The 19,747-nt window shown below is 73.1% G+C and carries 7 protein-coding genes; 3 read left to right on the forward strand and 4 right to left on the reverse strand.

Annotated elements, in window-relative coordinates; translation table 11 throughout:
- Positions 1-11 precede the first annotated feature (11 nt).
- From OG210_RS31400 to OG210_RS31410, 3 genes are read left to right on the forward strand one after another with little or no spacing between them, the layout of a single operon-like run.
- Positions 12-7,634, forward strand: coding sequence for a non-ribosomal peptide synthetase/type I polyketide synthase (locus tag OG210_RS31400; protein WP_328323386.1), 7,623 nt, complete (start codon positions 12-14; stop codon positions 7,632-7,634).
- Positions 7,631-8,707: a TauD/TfdA family dioxygenase gene (locus tag OG210_RS31405; RefSeq protein ID WP_328323384.1), complete on the forward strand. Its 1,077-nt coding sequence runs from the start codon at positions 7,631-7,633 to the stop codon at positions 8,705-8,707. The genes OG210_RS31400 and OG210_RS31405 overlap by 4 nt, the downstream gene beginning before the upstream one ends.
- Positions 8,707-15,744 (forward strand): non-ribosomal peptide synthetase, encoded by a 7,038-nt coding sequence (locus tag OG210_RS31410; protein WP_328323382.1) that lies wholly within the window; start codon positions 8,707-8,709, stop codon positions 15,742-15,744. The genes OG210_RS31405 and OG210_RS31410 overlap by 1 nt, the downstream gene beginning before the upstream one ends.
- A gap of 223 nt (positions 15,745-15,967) precedes the next feature.
- Here the strand turns inward: OG210_RS31410 and OG210_RS31415 are convergent, their stop codons facing one another.
- The 4 genes from OG210_RS31415 to OG210_RS31430 form a co-directional block, all read right to left on the reverse strand.
- Positions 15,968-16,738 (reverse strand): fibronectin type III domain-containing protein, encoded by a 771-nt coding sequence (locus OG210_RS31415; protein WP_328323380.1) that lies wholly within the window; start codon positions 16,736-16,738, stop codon positions 15,968-15,970.
- A 113-nt stretch (positions 16,739-16,851) separates the two neighbouring features.
- A complete protein-coding gene (locus tag OG210_RS31420) occupies positions 16,852-17,403 on the reverse strand; it encodes a hypothetical protein (protein WP_328323378.1) in 552 nt (183 codons plus the stop codon).
- A gap of 310 nt (positions 17,404-17,713) precedes the next feature.
- On the reverse strand, positions 17,714-17,896 hold the full coding sequence (locus tag OG210_RS31425; protein WP_328323376.1) for a CsbD family protein: 183 nt from the start codon (positions 17,894-17,896) through the stop codon (positions 17,714-17,716).
- A gap of 118 nt (positions 17,897-18,014) precedes the next feature.
- A complete protein-coding gene (locus OG210_RS31430; RefSeq protein WP_328323374.1) occupies positions 18,015-19,637 on the reverse strand; it encodes an alpha/beta hydrolase in 1,623 nt (540 codons plus the stop codon).
- Positions 19,638-19,747 lie beyond the last annotated feature (110 nt).

Consider the following 19,747-nt stretch of genomic DNA (forward strand, 5'->3'; position numbering starts at 1 on the left):
GAGCGACGACCATGAACACCTCCCACACCAACGCCAACGCCAATGCGATCGCCATCGTCGGAATGTCGGGCCGGTTTCCCGGCGCCGCCGACGTCCAGGCGTTCTGGGCGAATCTGCTGGCCGGCCTCAGCGGTACGGTCACCCCGACGGACCAGGATCTCGACGCGGCCGGTGTGCCGCCCCAGGTGCGCACGGACCCGGCCTATGTGCGCGCCGCCGCCGCGCTCGAAGGAATCGAGGAGTTCGACGCGCAGTTCTTCGGACTCACGCCCCGCGAGGCCCAGTTGATGGACCCGCAGCAACGGCTCTTCCTGGAGTGTGCCTGGCACGCCCTGGAGGACTCAGGGAACCGGGCAGGCGCCGGGCTCCCGGCCGCCGTCTTCGGCGGCACCGGCGCCAACGGCTATCTGCTGTACAACCTGGCACCGCACGCGTGGCTCCGCGACCCGGCGCACGAGTACTCGGTGATCCTCGGCAACGACAAGGACTATCTGGCCTCCCGTACCTCCTACAAGCTCGGACTGTCCGGTCCGAGCATCACGGTGCAGACGGCCTGCTCCACCTCGCTCGTCGCGACCGCCATGGCCTGCCAGAGTCTGCTGGACTACCACTGCGACCTGGCTCTGGCGGGCGGATCCGCGGTCGTCGTACCGCACCGGACCGGCTACCTGTACCAGGAGAGCGGGATCGCCTCCCCGGACGGCATCTGCCGGCCCTTCGACGCCGACGCCAACGGCACCGTGCGGGGGAGCGGAGCCGCGGTCGTGGTCCTCAAACGGCTTGAGGACGCGCTCGCCGACGGGGACACCGTGCACGCCGTGATCCGCGGCTGGGCGGTCAACAACGACGGTTCGGCCAAGGCAGGCTTCACCGCGCCCTCAGTGGGCGCGCAGGCCGAGGTGATCGCCCTGGCGCACCAGCTCGCCGAGGTCGAGCCGGCCTCGATCGGTTTCATCGAGGCCCACGGCACCGGAACCACCCTCGGGGACATGGTCGAGGTCGAGGCGCTCCGCCAGGCGTTCGAAGGTGTTCCCGGCCGCTGTGCGCTGGGCTCGGTCAAGGCCTCGATCGGGCACCTCGACGCGGCCTCCGGGGTGGCCGGCCTGATCAAGGCGGCGCTCGCGGTCAAGCAGGGGACGGTGCCGCCGACCCTGAACTTCCGGCGGCCGGGCCCCGCGCTGGGCGCGGAGGACAGCCGGTTCTTCGTCAACTCCGAGGCGATCGACTGGCCGGTGGACACCGGGCCCCGGCGCGCCGGCGTCAGCTCGCTGGGAATCGGCGGCACCAACGCGCACCTGGTGCTTGAGCAGGCACCGGAGCGGCCGGACCGGCCGGTGGGCGGCGCGGACGTTCTGCCGCTGGTGCTGCCGTTGTCGGCGCGCACCGATGCCGCCGTCGCACAGGCGGCGGAGCGGCTCGCCGACCACCTGGAGCGGGCCGGACTGCCGGTGGCGGACGTCGCGCACACTCTGGTCACCGGCCGTGCAGAGTTCGCCTCCCGGACCCATGTGGTCGCCGCCGATGCCGCGGAGGCCGCCGCGGCCCTGCGCACACCGGCCGCACCACCGGCCGGGGGCACGGCAGCGCGCCCGCTGGTGATGATGTTCCCCGGCCAGGGCGCCCAGCACCCCGGGATGGCCGAGTCGCTCTACGGCTCCCAGTCCGTGGTCCGCGAGGCGGTCGACGAGTGCGCCGGACTGCTCCGGCACGAGCTCGGCCTTGACCTGCGCGAGCTGCTCTTCCCTGGGACCGACCCCGCCCGCGCGGCGGAGGCGGCGGCACGCCTCGACCGCACCGAGTACACCCAGCCGGCCCTGTTCACCGTGGAGTACGCGCTGGCGCGGCTGTGGCAGAGCTGGGGTGTGCAGCCGGATCTGATGGTGGGTCACAGCGTCGGCGAGTACGCCGCCGCCTGCATCGCCGGTGTGCTCAGCCTCCCTGACGCCGTCCACCTGGTCGCCCTGCGCGGCCGGCTTCTCGCGGCCCAGCCGGCGGGCGGCATGCTGTCGGCCGCGGTGGCCGAGGAGGAGCTCCGCCGACGGCTGCCGCAGGGCTCGGTGATCGCGGCGGTCAACGCACCCAGGCAGTGCACGGTCGCCGGTCCGCACGCGGAGCTGGAAGCGCTCACGGCCGAGCTCTCGGCCGAGGGGGTGAGGGTCACCGCCCTGCACACCTCGCACGCTTTTCACTCGCCGCTCGTCGCAGGCGCGGTGGAGCCGTTCCGGCAGGCTGTCGCGCAGGTGCGGCTGAACCCGCCGCGTCAGCCGTACGTCTCCTCCGTCACCGGCGCCCTGATCACCGCGGAGCAGGCGACCGACCCCGGCTACTGGGCCGACCAGCTGGTGGCACCGGTGCGCTGGCACCAGGCCCTGCTGACCGCCGCCGGGCCCCGGGCCGTCCTGCTGGAGGCCGGGCCCGGCCAGTCGCTCGGAGCGCTGGCCCGGCTCGGCCTGGACCTCAACGCCGGGCATGTCGTCGCCGGCACTCTCCCGAGGCCCGGCGGCGACGAGCGCCGCGCGGTGCTGGAGGCGGCCGGTCTGCTCTGGGACGCCGGTGTCGCGGTGGACCTCACCGCAGTGAACGGCGTGCCCGGGCACCGGGTTTCGCTGCCCGGATACCCGTTCCAGCGTCGCCGCCACTGGATCGACGCGCCGCAGCACCCGGCCGGCGCCGAAGGCACGGCCGAGGCACCGCAGCCCGAGTCCCTCGCGGTGGCCCTGAACGACAGGGACGATGCGGGCACAGACACCGGCACAGGCACCGACGCCACCACTGGCACCGGCGCCGTGCGGGCCGCGGTCGACCGGGCCTGGGCCGAGGTACTGCTCGGCGCCGCCCCGGGGCCCGAGGACAACTTCTTCGACCAGGGGGGCCAGTCCCTGGTCGCCGTCCAACTGCTCTCCCGGATATCCCAGTTGGTCAAGGTCCGGCTGCCCCTGCAGCTGATCTTCGACCATCCGACCCCGCGCGGGCTGGCGACAGCCGTCGCCGCCGAGGCTCTGCGTGGCGCGTCACGGCCCGACCTGCCGGTCCGGCAGGCGGACCGCTCCGGCGCGCTGGCCCTCTCGCCCGCGCAGGAACGGCTCTGGTTCATCGAGCAGTTGGAGCCCGGAGGCAGCGCCTACAACGTGCCGCAGACCCTGATGCTGGAGGGCGTGCTCGACCAGGCCGCACTGGAGCGGACCTTCACCGCGCTGGTCGCCCGGCACGAGGCCCTGCGCACTCGGATGGGGATGGACGGCGACACACCGGTGCAGATCGTCGGCGAACCGTACGAGGTCACGGTGCCCGTGCTGCTGCCGGCCGGTGCCGCGGGCGACGCCGAGGCCGAGGCGCGGGAGATGGCACTGACCGAGCTCCGGCGTCCGTTCGACCTGCTGGCCGGTCCACTGCTGCGAGCGGCGCTGATCCGGCTGGCACCCGAGCGGCATCTGCTGGTGGTGACCATGCACCACCTGGTCACCGACGGCTGGTCGTTCCTCGTACTGACCCGCGAACTCGTCGAGCTGTACGACGCGTTCACGGTCGGGCGTGCCCCGCAGCTGCCGCCCGCCCCCCTGCAGGCGGCCGACCACGCCGCGTGGCAGCGCGCACTGGTGACGGGCGACCACCTCGCCGAGCAGACCGCGTTCTGGACCGAGTACCTCACGGACGCCCCGGCCGCGCTGCCCCTGCCGCTCGACCGGCCGCGCCCGGCCGTCCAGCGCCGCCATGGCCGCCGCCACCGGATCCAGGTGCCCGCCGACCTCACCCGGCGGCTGGCCGCGCTGGGCGCTTCGCGGGGCACGACCCCGTTCACCACGCTGCTGGCCCTGTTCTCCGCCGTCCTGCACGCCCACACCGGCAGCCAGGACCTGCTGGTGGCGACCCCGGTGGCCGGGCGCGACCGGGCCGAACTCGAAGGCATCGTCGGCTACCTGGTGAACACCGTCGTGGTGCGTGCGCGGTTCGAGGGCGCCCGCACCGCTGTCGAGCTGGTCGACCGGGTGCGCGACAGCGCCCTCAAGGCACTCAGCAACCCGGACGTGCCCTTCGACCAGGTCGTCCAGCTGGCCGGGGCCGGACGGCAGTTGGACCGCAACCCGCTCGCCCAGGTGCTGTTCACTCTGGAGAACCGGATCAACGAGGACGTACGCCTGGCCGGCCTGGAGCTGTCGCCGGTCGACCTCGACCCGGGGATCGCCCAGTTCGACCTCGCCCTGCACCTCCAGGAGCAGGAGGAGGGCCTCGCGGGATGGTTCGAGTACGACAAGGAGCTGTTCCAGCCGGACACCGTGGCGCGGCTCGCGGACCACTTCCTGGAGGTGCTGCGCCGCGCCGTGGACGTACCGGACCAGCGGCTGTCCGAGCTGGTACGGGTGCCGGACACGGTGCACCGGCTGCTGACCGAGGTGTGGAACACCGGCGCCGGGCAGCTGCCGGCGGACGCGTCGCTGGTCGGCCTGTTCACCGCCGCGGTGGCCGCGGGCCCGGACCGGCCTGCGGTGATCGACGACGATGTGACCTGGTCCTACCGGGAGCTCGACCGGGCCTCGGACCGGATCGCCGCCGTCCTCACCGCGCAGGGGGCGGTCCCGGGCGACCGGGTCGGCGTCCTGCTCGATCGCGGTGCGGACCTGATCGCCGCGGTCTTCGGCGTACTGAAGACGGGTGCCGCCTACGTCCCGCTCGACCCGACGCACCCGGCCGAACGGCTCGGCCTCGCCGCTGCCGACAGCGGTGTCCGGCTGGTGCTGACCCAGCGGTCCCTGGCGGACCGGCAGCCTGCCGGCGATGCCCGCACGGTACTCGTCGACGGACCCGAAGTGCGGTCCGCGACAGTCGGCTTCACCCCGCGTCCGGTGGACCCGGGGAGCCCCGCCTACGTCATCTACACCTCCGGCTCGACCGGGCGTCCCAAGGGCGTCGAGGTGACGCACCACAACGTGGTACGTCTGCTGAGGGTCTGTCAGCAGTCCTTCGGATTCGGCCCCGATGACGTGTTCGCGCAGTTCTTCTCGCACGCCTTCGACGTCTCGGTGTGGGAGATCTTCGGTGCTCTCTGCCACGGTGCCACCCTGGTCACAGTGGACTACTGGACCAGCCGCGACCCCGACGCCCTGGTGCGGCTGCTGGCCGAACGGCGCGTCACGGTACTCAACCAGACCCCGTCGGCCTTCCACTCGCTGATCGAGGCCGAAGCGCGGTCGGAGGACTGCCCGCTCTCGCTGCGCTCGGTCGTACTCGCCGGCGAGAACCTCGACGTCGGCATCCTCGTACCGTGGTTCGACCGCCACGGCGACCAGCGGCCCGCGATCGTCAACATGTACGGGATCACCGAGACGACCGTGCATGTGACGTACCGCCGAATGACGGCCGCCGACATCCGCGCCACGGTCGGCACGCCCGTCGGGGCGGCCCTGCCCGACCTGCGGATCCGGTTGCTCGACCCGGACGGTGCGCTGGTGCCGATCGGCGTGCCCGGGGAGATCTGCGTCGGCGGCGCGGGACTGGCCACGCAGTACGTCAACCTGCCCGAGCTGACCGCGGAGCGTTTCGTCCCCGACCCGTTCGACCCGGAGCCCGGGGCCCGGCTGTACCGCTCGGGCGACCTGGCCCGGTACGACGGCGACGGCGAGCTGTACTACCTCGGCCGCGCCGACCACCAGGTGCAGATCCGTGGTTTCCGGGTCGAGCCGGGAGAGGTGCAGACCGTACTCGCCCGGCACCCGGCGCTGACCGGTGCGGTGGTGGTCGCCGCCGCCGCACCCGACGGCGGTACGGAGCTGGTCGGCTATCCGGTGCCGCGGCCCGGCGCCGAGCGGCCGAGCGACACCGAGCTGCGGGAGTTCCTGCGCACCCGGCTGCCGGAGTACATGGTCCCTGCGCACCTGGTGCCGATCGCGGAGATCCCGCTCACGGCGAACGGCAAGACCGACCGGGCGGCGCTGCCCGGACCGAGCCGGCAGTCGCGCACCTCGCGCGTCGCCGAGACCTTGCTGGAGAAGGAGGTCTGCCAGGTCTGGTGCGAGGTGCTCGGGCTGCCGTCCGCCGGCGTCGACGAGGTCTTCTTCGAGATCGGCGGCAACTCGCTCTCGGCCGTACGCGTCAACAACCGCCTGGCCCGGCGCTTCGGCGTCGAGCTGCCGCTGCGGGCGCTGTTCGAGGAGCCGACCCCGGCCGCGGTGGCCCGGCGGATCGAGGCCGCCCTGTCCGCGGCCGACGGCCCGAAGGCGCCGGCCGCCCGGCCGCTGACCAACCCGGCCACGCCGTCCCCGCTCTCCCCGGAGCAGGAAGGCATCTATCTGGCCGAGCAACTGACGCCGGGTACCGCCGCTTTCCACATCGGAGCCGTGCTGCGGCTGCGCGGCGCGCTCGAACCGGACCGGCTGCGGCAGGCGTTCACCCGGGTCATGGCCCGGCAGGAGGCGCTGCGGGTCGGCTTCGTCGACACCGTGGACGGCACCCGGATGCGGCCGGATGACGCAGTACCGGCACCGCTGACCGTGCTGTACCCGCCCGCGGGCGCGGACCACGAGGCGTTCGTCGCCGATCTCTACGAGCTGGAAATGGCCCGTCCCTTCGACCTGGAACAGCCACCGCTGCTGCGCGCCGCACTGGTGCCGTCGGGAGAGCAGGAACACCTCCTGGTGCTGGTGGTCCACCACCTGATCTGCGACGGCTGGTCGCTGGGCGTGCTGCTGGACGAGCTCTCGGCGGCGTACGGCTCCGACGGCGACCGTCCCCTGCCGGCCCTGGGCTACCGCGAGGCGGCTGCCCGCTCGCGGGCCCGGCGGGAGTCCGGAGAGGCGGCGGCCGACCTGGACTGGTGGCGGCAGCGGCTGGACCGGTACCGGGCCACCGCGCCGCTGCCCGCCCTGCCCGGCGCTCCCGAGCGCGGCCCGTTCCGGGCGAGCCGGCGCACCATGACCCTGCCCACGGATGTGCGTGCCGGGGTGATGGCGTCCTGCCGCGAGCTCGGTGTGACGCCTTTCGTCCACCTGGCCACTGCCTACCAGCTGGCACTGTCCGCGGTGGGGGTCGAGGCCCCGGTGCTCGGCTTCCCGGCCGCGGGCCGCACCGCGGAGGACGAAGGCGTGGTCGGCTGCTTCATCCGTACGGCCGTGCTCCCGTCGGCCGGCCGGGCGGCGACCTTCGCCGAGGCCGTCCGGGAGGTCCAGGACCATCTGGTGGCCGCGCTGGAGCACGGCTCGGTGTCGGCGGACGCCGCCGACCGCCGCCCGGACCCCTTCCACGCCTGGTTCGTGCTGCAGAACACCCCGCCGGCCCGCTCGGGTCCCGGCGGTACGGCCGTGGAGCCGGTGCCCCAGCCCCTCGCGACCAGCAAGTTCCGGCTGGCGCTGGATGTGACCGACACCGGTGACGCGTTCGTCTGCTGGTGGGACTTCGCCCCGGATGTCCTGGGCGAGGAACTGCCGCAGCGCGTGGCCGACGTATTCCTCGCGGTCCTGACGGCAGCTCCGGCCGCCTCGGGGGCCGCCCTGAGCGAGCTGCTCGCCGCAGCTCCCGCCACACCCGTACCCCGTCCCAGGCGCGGGCTCCGCTCGGTGTCCCGTCGCGCCCCTTCCCGGCCGGCCACCCAGGCCGACGCCCCCGACCAGCACGGCCACGTCAAGCAAGGAGATGAGTCATGAGTGCGCAGTTCTCACGCGCGGGGACCGTCCGCAGGGCATTCCGGTCCGCAGCCGGCCCCGAAGCCGTCACGGTCGAGCCGCTGACCGCCGACGGCACCCCGCCGATGGTGGTGCGCCCGAAGGAGGCCGGCACCGACCTGGCGACCTGGGCCGCCGCGAGCAAGGAGTGGGTGTGCGACACGCTCCTGGAACACCGCGCGCTGCTGTTCCGCGGCTGGCCGGTGGCGGACGCCGCGGGCTTCCAGAGGTTCGTCGCGGCGGTCTCCGACGGTGAGCCGCTGCAGTACCGGGACCGCTCCACCCCGCGGGACGAGGTGAGCCAGAACGTCTACCTCTCCACCACCTACCCCGCGGCCGAGCGGATCGAGCCGCACAACGAGGGCACCTACTGGTCGACCTGGCCGCAGAAGCTGTTCTTCTGCTGCCTGACCGCTCCGCCCGTCGGAGGCGAGACCCCGATCATCGACAACCGCAAGGTCATCGAGCGGATCCCGGTCGCCGTCCGGGAGCGGCTCGAGCGGCTCGGCGTACGTTACGTGCGCAACTACAACAGTGGCTTCGGCCTCACCTGGCAGGAGGGCTACCAGACCGACTCCCGCGAGGACGTCGACCGCTACGCCGCGGCCAACGGCACGGTCACCGAGTGGCTGGAGGACGACCGCCTGCGGACCGTGCAGATCCGCCCCGCCGTACGCACCCACCCGGTGACCGGCGAGAAGCTCTGGTTCAACCACGCCGGGTTCTTCCACATATCGAGCCGCGACCCGCAGATGCGGGAGGCGCTCGTCGAAGCACTGGGCGAGGACGGACTGCCGACCACCACGACCCACGGCGACGGCTCCCCGATCGCCGACGAGGACGTACGGGCGATCAACGAGGCGTACCGCGCCGGGGAGATCGCCTTCCGTTGGGAGGTGGGCGACGTGATGCTGCTTGACAACATGACGATGGCGCACGCCCGTCGCCCCTACGAGGGCGACCGCAAGATCGTGGTCGCGATGACCGATCCCGTCAGCGGCGGGGATGCCGCGCAGTCCGGGCCGGCCGTCGCGGCCGAGGGCGGGGAGGCGTGATGAGCGACGACATCGCGGGCTTCCGGGTCTCCCCGGCCCAGCACCATCTGCACCGGCTCAGGTCGGCTCTGACCGGCGCCGCTCCGTTCGTCCTGCGGCTCGATGCGGAACTCCCGGGCACCGTCGACCCGGAGCGGCTGCGTCAGGCCCTGCTCACCGCGACGGCCCGGCACGAGATCCTGCGCACCCGGGTGGTGGCGGCCTCAGGCGTCGGCGTCCCCGTGCAGGTCATCGCCGACGGACCGGGGATTGGCGATCCCGGCGCCGCGGACGGCGCTCTCCCGGTCCGGTTCAGGATCGGCCAATCCGCCGACGGCACCCGCCGGCTGACCCTCGCCGCCGATCCGGAGGTGGCCGACCTGGCCACCCTGACGGGGCTGCTCTCGGCCGCGCTCGGCCGGGCGGCCGGGGAGGACGAGGAGGATCCCGTCCAGTACGCGGACGTCGCCGAGTGGTTCCACCAGCTGCTCGGCGAACCGGAGACCGCGGCCGCGCAGGACCGCTGGCGCCGGGTACTGGCGGCCGATGCGGCCGAGCCCGACCTGCCGCTCCGCCCGGCAGCCCCGACGGACTACCGCCCCGAGACCACCGCGCTGGTCCTGGGCCCGGGCCCCTCCCGCGAGATCGCCGCACGGGCCGCCGAACTCGGCGTCGGCGAAGGTGCGTTGACCACCGCGGCCTGGGGTGTGGCGCTCGGCGGCGGCGGGAACGGGGAGCCGCCGGCCCTCGGGGTGACCGTGAACGGCCGTACCGCCCCCGAGCTCCAGGGCGCCCCCGGCCCGTACGACCGCACCGTACCGATCGCGTTCCCGGGCGGCGCGGACACCTCCTCGCTGGTCCGGGCGGTCGACGCCGCGATCCGGCAGGCCACCGAGGACGGTGACGTCTTCCGGTGGGACACCGCCGCGACCGGCGACAGCGAACCGTACTGCCGCTTCTCGGCCGGCCATCTGGACGTCTCCGCGCTGGTCACGGGCGACACGGTCCGCGGCCTGGCCGTGACCGACCGGGCGGACCGCCACGATCTGCGGCTGCTGGTGGTCCGGCACTCGCAGGACCGGCTCGAACTGCGCCTCGACTACGACGCCGACCGCTGCGATCCGCAGACCGCCGAGCTGCTCGCGGCCCGGACGGCCGCCGCGCTGGCGGAGTTCTGCGCCGAGCCGGCGATCCCGCTCGGCGACGTCGTGCTGAGCACCGAGCGGGACGCCGAGCTGTGCCGGCGGTTCGGCACCGGCGAGACGCAGGCGGACACCGAAACGGACAGGACGGTGCTCGACCTGATCCGCGAGCACGTCCTCGCCCGCCCTGACGCCCCCGCTGTGGTGTCCCACGACGGCCGGCTCGACTACGCCGGACTCGACGCCGCGGCCGGCTCGCTGGCCGCAGCGCTGCGCGCGGCCGGCTGCGCGCCGGGGGACCGGGTCGCGCTCTGCCTCGACCGCGGCGTGCTGATGCCCGTGGCCGTACTGGCGATCCTGCGCTGCGGAGCCGCCTATGTGCCGCTGGACAGCCGCAATCCGGCCGAACGCCTGGCCGGAATGGTCACGGACTCCGGGGCCACCGTGCTGCTGGCCGACGAGACGGGACAGCAGGCCCTGGCAGGCGCGGATCCCGGCCTGCCGGTGGTGGACCCGGCCGTGGCGTGGACCACCCCCGCGGCCGGGACCACGGTGCCGGTCACGCCGGAGCAGCCGGCCTACGTGATCTTCACCTCGGGCTCCACCGGGCGCCCCAAGGGCGTCGAGATCACCCACCGCAACCTGGCCCACGCGACCCGGGCGCGGTTGAGCGTCTACCGGCCCGAGCCGGACAGCGCCGCACTGCTGATCCCCACGATCGCCTTCGACAGCTCCGTCGCCGTGCTGTTCGGCACCCTGGGCGCGGGCGGCTGCCTCGTAGTGCCCGGTGAGAAGGAGTCGGGCGACCCGGCCGCGCTGGCCCAGCTGGCCGTCGAGCACGGGGTGACCGATCTGCTCTGCGTCCCCTCGCTGTACCGCGCGCTGCTGGAGGAGCTCGCCGCCCGCGAGGGGGTAAGGCTGCGGCGTGCCGTGGTCGCGGGCGAGGAGTTCCCGGTGGTGCTGGCGGACCGTCACCACGAGGCGCTGCCCGCCGTGCTGCTGTTCAACGAGTACGGGCCGACCGAGGCCACCGTCTGGTGCACGGTCCAGCAGGTGACCCCGGAGCGCTCCGAGCGGGTGCCGATCGGCCGCCCCCGGCCCGGCGTCCGGCTCTACGTGGTCGGACCGGACGGCGCGCAGGTGCCCTACGGCGCCCGCGGCGAACTCTGGATCGGTGGCCCGAGTGTGGCGGTCGGCTACGTCGGCAGCCCGGAACTCACCGCAGGGCGCTTCCTCGACGACCCGTTCGCTCCCGGGACCGGCACTCGCGTCTACCGCACCGGTGACCTGGTGCGCTACCGGCCCGGCGGGGTACTGGAGTTCCTCGGCCGCACGGACCGCCAGGTCAAGATCCGCGGCTTCCGGGTCGAGCTGGAGGAGATCGAGAGCCGGCTTGCGGCCCAGCCCGGAGTCACCGCTGCGGCCGTGGTCGACCGCACCGACGAGTCGGGCTCGACCCGGCTCGCGGCCTACGTGGTGGTGCGCGCCCCGGTCACCGCCGATTCGGTGCGGGCGGCGGCCGAACGCGCGCTCCCCGCCTACATGCTGCCCGCGATCGACGTGCTGCCCGAGCTGCCGACCCTGCCCAACGGCAAGGTCGACCACGCCGCTCTCCGCAAGCTCGCGCCGATACGGGCCGCGGCCGTGTACGTCGCGCCGCGCACGCCGGTCGAGGAGGTCCTCGCCGAGGCCTGGCAGCAGGTGCTGGGGTGCGAACGCGTGGGTGTCGAGGACAACTTCTTCGACCTCGGAGGAGACTCGATCCGGGTGGTCCAGGTGCGCTTGCAGGCCCGCAGGCGCGGAGTGCTCGTCCAGGTCACCGACCTGATGCGGCATCCCACCATCGCGGCGCTCGCCCCGCTGGCGACCGCCGCCGAGGACGGCGGCCAGGGGCCGTCGCCGAGCGCGGCCGAGGTGCTGCTGCCCGATGCTGTGCGCGCCGGGCTGCCGGACGAGGTGGAGAACGCCTGGCCGCTGTCCAGCCTCCAGGCGGGCATGCTCTTCCATACCGCCTTCGAGCGCGGTGAACGGCTGCTCTACCACGACGTCACGACGCTGCGGCTGCGCTCGGCGCTCGATGTGCCGGCCTTCGAGTCGGCCGTCGCCGAGCTGTGCCGCCGCCATGCCATGCTGCGGGTGTCGATCGACCTGGCCCACCCCGCCGGGCCGCTCCAGCTGGTGCACCGGAGCGTCCCGTCCCCGCTGCGCGTGGCCGACCTGCGCTCCGTCCCCGCCGATCGGCAGCGCTCCCAGGTGGACGCCGACGTCGAGGACGAGCGGGCGACCCCGTTCGTCCTGGAGCAGGCCCCGCTGCTGCGCTTCGTCCTCCATCTGCTCGGCGATGACGAGTTCCAGCTGACCCTCGCCGTGCACCACGCGGTCCTCGACGGCTGGAGCGTCACCGTCCTGCTGACCGAGCTGATGGACTGCTACCGGCACGCGGCGGATCCGGCCGCACCCGCGCCGGCACCGGCTCCCGCGGCCTCCTACGGACGGTTCCTCGCCCTGGAACAGGCGGCGCTCGAAGGACCGGACGGCGACTGGTGGGCCCGTCGGACGGAGGACCTGCCGATCGGCCGCCTCGGTGGCAGCGGCCTGGCCGACGGCGTCGGCGAGCAGCGGCTGGGCGCGGAACTCGCGCCGGAGACCTGCGAGGCACTGCAGCGGGTCGCCGGGCAGGCCGGTGTGCCGGTCAAGAGCGTGCTGCTGGCCGTCCACCTCAAGGTACTCGCGGTGATGACCGGACGCGACGACGTGGTGACCGGGCTGGTCACCAACGGCCGTCCCGAGGACGAGGAGGGCTCCGATGCGATGCTCGGGCTGTTCCTCAACACCTTGCCGCTGCGGACCGCGCTGCCCGGGGGCAGCTGGCTCGACCTCGTCGGGCACGTCTTCGCGGAGGAGCGGGCGATGCTCCCGCACCGGTGGTACCCGATGAGCCGGATCCGCCAGGCCCGGGCGGCGGACTCGCTGTTCGAGGCCGCCTTCAACTACGTGCACTTCCACCGCTACGGCGAACTCTCCTCCCGCAGCGGGCTGGAGGTGCTGGACGCCGTATTCCACGGGGACACCAACCTGCCGCTGATGACGGACTTCATCCAGGACCCGGTCAGCGGCCGGATCGAGCTGTCCATCGCCTTCGACCCGTCCCTCTACCGCCCGGAGTTCATCGAGGCGATGGCCGGCCGGTACCGCGCGGCGCTCGACGCACTCGTCGCGGCGCCGGAGCTGCCGCACACGGCGGACCGGCTCCTGTCGGACGCCGAACGGCTCCGCCTGACCGCCACCGCGCACGGCGCGAAGGCGGAGCCGACCGCCGGCAGCCTGGTGCCGGGGCTGGCTGCCGCGCTCGCGGCGGCCGGTGACCGTACGGCAGTCGAGGCGTCCGACGGGTCCATCGGATACCGCGAACTGCTCGATGCCGCACGGGAGTTCGGTGCGGCGGCCCGCACGGAGGCGGCCGCCCCCGCGACCGGCGGGGAGCCGGTCGTCGCCCTGCTGCTGCCGCGCGGCATCGCCCTGGTCACCGCTGCCGTCGGTTGCCTGCTGGCCGGTGTGCCGTTCGTGGTCTGCGACCCGGGACAGCGGGCCGAGCGGCTGCGGGACATGCTCGTGGCCGCCGGGGCGGGACTGGTCGTCGCCGCCGAACCGGACCGGCTCGCGGCAGCCGTACCCAAGGGCGTGCCCTGCCGTACGCCGGACGGGCTGCGCGGTTCCGGCACGCCGGGCCCGGACGCCGATCCGCACCCCGAGCAGCTGGCCTATCTGGTGTTCACCTCGGGCAGCACCGGCCGCCCGAAGCCGGTCGCGGTCTCGCACCGCGCACTGGCCAACCGTGTCGAGTGGGCGCAACGGACCTACCCGCTGCGGCCCGATGACCGGCTTCTCGCCCTGGCCTCCCCGGTGTTCGACTTCGCCGTCTGGGAGGTGTTCGGTCCGCTGCTGGCCGGCGCCTGCCTGGTCGAGGCTCCTGACCTCACGGACACCGACAGCAGCCTCGCCGAGCTCCTGCACAGCACCCGGACGACGGTCGCGCACGTGGTGCCCTCTCTTCTGGGCGGGCTGGTGACCGACCCCGCGCTGGCCGACGTCAACGACCTGCGGCTGCTGCTCGTGGGCGGCGAGGCGTTCCCCGCACCGCTGCTGGCGGAGCTCTGCAGGCAGCTCAAGTGCGAGGTGATCAACCAGTACGGACCGGCGGAGGCGACGATCGACGCCACCTTCCACCAGGTCGGCCCGACGCACTCCGGGCAGCCCGGCCGGCCGGCCACCGTGCCGATCGGACGACCGATCGACAACGTCTCGGTCCATCTGCTCGGCGAGAACCTCGTTCCGGTTCCGCCCGGCTGTGTCGGCGAGATGTTCATCGGCGGGGAGGCGCCCGCCCGCGGGTACCACGGGCAGCCGGCCCGCACCGCCGAAGCGTTCCTGCCCGACCCGTACTCGGAGGTCCCGGGTGCCCGGATGTACCGGACCGGGGACCTGGCCCGGCTGCTGCCGGACGGCGCGCTGGAATTCCTCGGCCGCACCGACGACCAGGTCCAGGTGAACGGCGTACGGGTGGAGCCGGGCGAGATCGAGGCCGCCTTGTACGCGGACGGGCGGCTGGCGGAGGCCGCCGTGGTCGCACACCCCGCACACCGCGGTGGCGTGCACCTGGTGGCTCATGTGACGCCCCGCGAGGGCGCCGTCCTGACGCCCGACGAGGTGCTCGACGGTCTGACCGGGCTGCCCGACGCGCTGCGCCCGGGGCTCGCCGTGGTCCACGGCGAGCTGCCGCGCACCGCCGGCGGCAAGATCGACCGGTCGGCACTGAGGACGGCCGGACTGCCAGGCCGGCCCGGTGCCGACCGGGTGGCGGCAGCCACGAAGCTCGAAGGACGGCTCGCTGACCGGTGGTCGGAGGTCTTCGACACGACCGGCCTCGGGGTGACCGACGACTTCTTCGAACTCGGCGGCGACTCCATCCTCGCCCTGCAACTGGTGGCCCGGGCCCGGCGCGACGGAATCGCGCTGACGCCCCGGTCGATCTACACCCACCGCACCATCCGGGCCCTGGCCCGGACGCTGAGCGATACGGAGCCCGCCGGGGCCACGGCAGTGCCTGGCCGGGGGACCGGCGCGCTGGTGGCGCTGCGTGCGGACGGCGACCTGCCGCCCTTCTTCTGCGTGCATGCCAGCAACGGATCGGCCGCCCCCTACGCGGCGCTCGCCACCGCCCTTCCCCGTACCGGGCCGTTCTTCGCCCTGGACGCGGAAGGGCTGGCACCGGACGGTCCGGAGCTGGCATCGGTAGCCGCTCTTGCCGCGCACTATCTGGCGCAGGTGCGCGCCGAGCAGCCGAACGGCCCCTACCGGCTCGGTGGTTGGTCGACCGGCGCGGCGGTCGCCCATGAGATGGCCGCCCAGCTCAGGGCGGCGGGCGACGAGGTCGCCGCGCTGGTCCTGCTCGACCCGTCGGTGCCACCGATGCTCTCCTCCCCGCCGGACCAGGCCGACCTGCTGTGGCTGTTCCTGAGAGACCTGGCGGGCCTGGTCGGCCGTCCGGTACCACCGCTCGACGCCGAGCAGCTGAGGGCGTCCGGCCCGGCCGCCGGGCGCCGGGCCGTGCTGTCCGTGATCAGCTCGGCCGGTCTGGTGACGGAGGAGGCGATGCCCGAGGTGGCCGCCCGGCTGGGAGTCTTCGGCGCGATGGTCTCGGCCGCCGCCGTATGGCAACCGGCCCGCTATGACGGCCCGTTGACCCTCATGGTGGCCGGGGACGCCGAGGCGGCAGCGGAACGGCTCTCCGGCTGGCGTCGGTTCACCACCGGGGAGGCCACCGCCCGGGCGGTGGCAGGCAGTCACCACACCATGCTGCGCCCGCCCGCGGTCGCCGGACTGGCCGGGCTGCTCGACAGCCTGCTGAACCGGTAGCAACCACCCACAGGCGTTGCCGCTCGCGTGCCGACGGCGGACGGGACCCCGGTAGTCCACCGGGGTCCCGTACGCCGACGGCGTACGGACCGGCATCCGCGCCTTCCGCAGCACGACTCACCCGGGTCGGCAGAGGTCTGCTGGAGCGCTGGGCCGAGCCCTCCCCGGACCAGGCCTGATCCGTTTCGGTTTCCGTTCACGGAGGGAGATGCTGCGCTCAGGCTCACGAGCCGTCGGGGGCCTTTCCGGTTGTCACATGGGCGATGTTGGAGCGTGCGCCGTAGTAGAACGCCCTGACCCGGTAGAAGGCGTGCTTCTCGTCCGGCAGTGTGCTCAGCCCGAAGGAGTTGATGTCCGGGGCCAGCACCGCGACCACCCGGTAGGCGCTGCTGCCGCGCGTCCTGAGCTCCAGCAGCCAGCCCTGTTCGTCGCGGGCGTGATCGGTCCAGGTGAACCTGATGCCGTTCGCCCGTACAGCCGTTGCCCGGAGGCCCGTCGGGGTCCCGGCGCCCGGCACCCGGAGCGAACCGGTGGCGGGCGCGTGCCCGGAGCGGATGGTCCGCGGCCGCGCCCAGACGTTGTCGTCCTTCTTGTCCTTCGAACTCGGGCCGCCCCGGGGCAGATCGACCTCGACAGCGGAGGAGGCCGGCCCGTAGTAGGGGCGGAGCCGGTAGTAGAACGGCGTCTGCGGCATCAGCCTGGGGTGGTGGTACGCGTGCTGCGCGGCCGGCAGGTACTGCAGCAGCGTGTACGGGCCGCCCGGCGCGGTGGCGAACTCGACGGCGTGTCCGGCCGCGCCCCGGTCGCTTCCGCCCGCCCAGGTCAGGGTGGCGTCGACGGGCGAAGTGAGCGCTGCGTGCAGGGTCACGCGGGTCGGCGCGGACGGCGTGGTGGCTGCCGCCGTACCCCGGGACCGGGCCGAACAGCCCACCGGGGAGGCACAGATGATGAGTGCGGCCAGACAGCGGAGCAGGGGGCGGACGCGAACATTCAAGGGGAGCCTCGTGGAGGGTCGGCGGCCGGCGGGCACGGCCACCGCGGGGTGCGGTCGGCCGGGACGGGACCGCCCCGGAAGGCGGGCACGAGCCGCCCGGGGCAGCCCGGCGCTCACTTGCTCCAGAACTTCACATTGCTCCAGGTGACAGTGATCGGGCCGTTCCCGCTGCTGGTGCGGTACGCGCCGAACTTGTCGTAGTAGCTGCCGGACGGGCTGTTCACCGTGTTGGCCAGCGAGCCGTTGATGTAAGTGCGATGCGTCTTGCCGACCTGGTTGACGGTGTTGACCCGGACCGTCGCGCCGACGGTGGCCGCATTGGACACCGTCGCACCTCCGGACACGTTGTACAGACGGCCGCCGTTCTCCACGGCGAGCATGAAGTACGGCCCCTGGGAACCACTGGTGTCCCGGAAGGTCTGCTTGAGCGAGATGCGGCTGCCGCCCATGCTGGAGATGCGGAAGTACCCCTCGAACTGATGCGTTCCGCCGGTGTACGTGTCGTAGCGCCGCTCGCCACGCTGCTCACCGCTGGTGTCGCCGCAGGTGAGGCTGAACGTCAGTCCGTCGACATGGCCGCACCCCTTCTCCTGGACCTTGTAGCCCGGTGACTGCGGGGTCCAGCCGCCGGGTTCGACCTCGGCGTTGGCCTGGGGGGCGGCCATGAGTAATCCGCACACGGCCGCGAGACCGGCGGCCCATCGGTACCTCTTCACCATCACTCACTCCCATTTCTCGCTTTTCTCGCTGAATGGCAGATCGAGCAGACCTTGAGCCGGTCAAGGCTGCGCACAGCGTAGGAGCGGTGTCCTGGAGCGACAAGGCTTTGAGACGAATGTGAAGAGGATTCTTGTACGTGAACAAATAGTTGGCGCAAAGCCAGCGAAGTGCCTCCGGGGCCGAAGATCATGAGAGATTTGTTCACATATATAACGGGCCCCTGCCTTTCGGCAGGGGCCCGCGGTGCGCGATGGCTCAGTCCTTGAACGAGTCCTTCATGCCCTGGGCGCGGTCCTTCGCGTCACTGAGGCCGCTCTTGGCCTTGCCCTTCGCCTGGTCGGTCCTGCCCTCGGCCTCCTGGCGCTTGTCACCGGTAGCCTTCCCGGCCGCTTCCTTGGCCTTGCCCTTGATCTTGTCCATGGCGCTGTCGTCACCCATTGCTACTCCTTGTGCGGTTCGGATAGCCGGCTGACTCACGGTAGGACCGTTCCGGGCATATCGCCCGCTGTCGCACCCGATTGCGCACCGGAGTCACCGGCAGCCGCCCTCCCGCGCCTCACCGCGGCGCCGGGCAGTGCCGTGACCGCACGGGCGACTCGCCCAGCAGGAAGTCCGCCACGGCATCGGCCGCGCACCCCTTCGCCAGGGCCACTCCGTGGCCGGTCGCCTCGACGGTGACCATGGCGGCCCGGCCGCCGAACGCGCGTAGTGTCCGGCGGGCCTCGCTCAGTGGGGTCGACGGGTCCTGGGTGTTCTGCGTCATGAGGATGTTGTGCGGACCGCGCGGGACCGGCTTCGGCGGGTGGTCGGAACCCGCCAGGGGCCAGAAGGCGCACGGCCAGATGTTCGCGGGCGATCCTGCTGTCAGCGGGAACAGCTCGGCGCTGCGGGTCACCGCCCGCCGGTAGCCCGCGACATCCTTCGGCCAGACGCTGTCGTTGCAGACGATGGCGTCCTGTGCACTGAAGAAATTGTCCGGGAACACGCTGTCGAACTGGAGCTTCGACGTCACATCGGCGGGGATCGAACCGGCGTGGGCCGCACCGAGCAGCTCCGCGAGCCCCGGAAAGTAGCCCTGCTGTTCGAGCAGCACCTGCGCGGCCTCCAGCAGCAGATTCCCGGTGAGGCTCTTGCCGGTCATCAGCGGCAGCGGTGTCCCGTTGAGCTCCCGCACGGTGGACAGGACAGTCCGCCGCACATCCGGTGCCGAACCGCCCAGCCGGTAGGTGCTGTCCCGGGCTGCCGCCCACCGCGCGAAGCCGCCGAAGGCGTCCTCGACCCCACGCCCCTTGTTCTGGATGGCCGCCTTCACACCGCCCGGCGGCACGACGCTGTCCAGCAGCACCCGCCCCGAGGTCGCGGGGTACAGCGAGGCGTAGACCTGTCCGACGAACGTCCCGTACGAGGTGCCCGTATAGGACAGCGTCCGCAGCCCCAGCGCGATCCGGATCCGGTTGATGTCGCGGGCGATGTTCACCGTGTTGAAGAACGGCAGTGCTGAGCCCGCGTGCTGAGCGCAGGCGCTCGCTACGCGCCTGGCCCACGCGACATTGGCGTCGATGCTGCCGTCGGCCGCCGGATAGGAGATGCCGGTGGCCGTGGTGCGGTCGGAGGGTGCGATGCCGCAGTGCAGTGGGTCGCTGTGGCCGATACCCCGGTAGTCGAGCCCGTACAGGTCGGTGGTCCGGGTGACGCGTGCGGGCAGTGCCGACAGGTCGTGCGACGGCAGGTCGAGCCCGCTGCCGCCGGGGCCGCCCTGGCCTGTCATCAGTGACTTCGGGCGGGGCGCCCCGGAGCGGATCCGGGACACCTCGATGGTGAGCAGGCGGCCACCGGGGGCGCGGTAGTCGAGCGGTACGCGGACGGTCGTGCACTGCTGGCGCGGATCACGTCTCACCGGGGCGCCGCCGCCCGTACCGGCGTCCGCCGCGGGGCAGGCGCCCCACCTCGGCCTCGCCCCGCCGGACATGTCCGCGGTCGGCGCACCCGCCGTACGGTGCTCCGCCCCGCCGCTGCACCCGACCGCCCCGGCCAGGAGGGAGGCGATGACAGCCAGGGTGACCGGGGCGGGGCGCGACTTCTCGCGCAGCGGTCGTACGGTGAGCCGGCGGGTGAGCAGCAGGACCAGTGCGACGACAGCGGCAGCGGCAGCGGCGTCGTGGACGCCGGGGCTATTCACGGAGATGGGCCTTTCAGCACGACGGATGGAGCCGTTACCTGCTGAGTGTGTGGCCTGCGCCCCGCGAGATCGGGCAACCCGCCGGGTGGCGTTTTGGGCGGAGCCCGGCT

Origin of the sequence: Streptomyces sp. NBC_00466 (assembly GCF_041433995.1) — a bacterium.
Taxonomy (GTDB): domain Bacteria; phylum Actinomycetota; class Actinomycetes; order Streptomycetales; family Streptomycetaceae; genus Streptomyces.

Bases quoted from the DNA above. Each gene is read 5' to 3' on its own strand.
- OG210_RS31420 (WP_328323378.1), bottom strand. From the start codon at position 17,403: ATGGCCGCCCCCCAGGCCAACGCCGAGGTCGAACCCGGCGGCTGGACC.
- OG210_RS31400 (WP_328323386.1), top strand. From the start codon at position 12: ATGAACACCTCCCACACCAACGCCAACGCCAATGCGATCGCCATCGTC.
- OG210_RS31410 (WP_328323382.1), top strand. From the start codon at position 8,707: ATGAGCGACGACATCGCGGGCTTCCGGGTCTCCCCGGCCCAGCACCAT.
- OG210_RS31405 (WP_328323384.1), top strand. From the start codon at position 7,631: ATGAGTGCGCAGTTCTCACGCGCGGGGACCGTCCGCAGGGCATTCCGG.
- OG210_RS31425 (WP_328323376.1), bottom strand. From the start codon at position 17,896: ATGGGTGACGACAGCGCCATGGACAAGATCAAGGGCAAGGCCAAGGAA.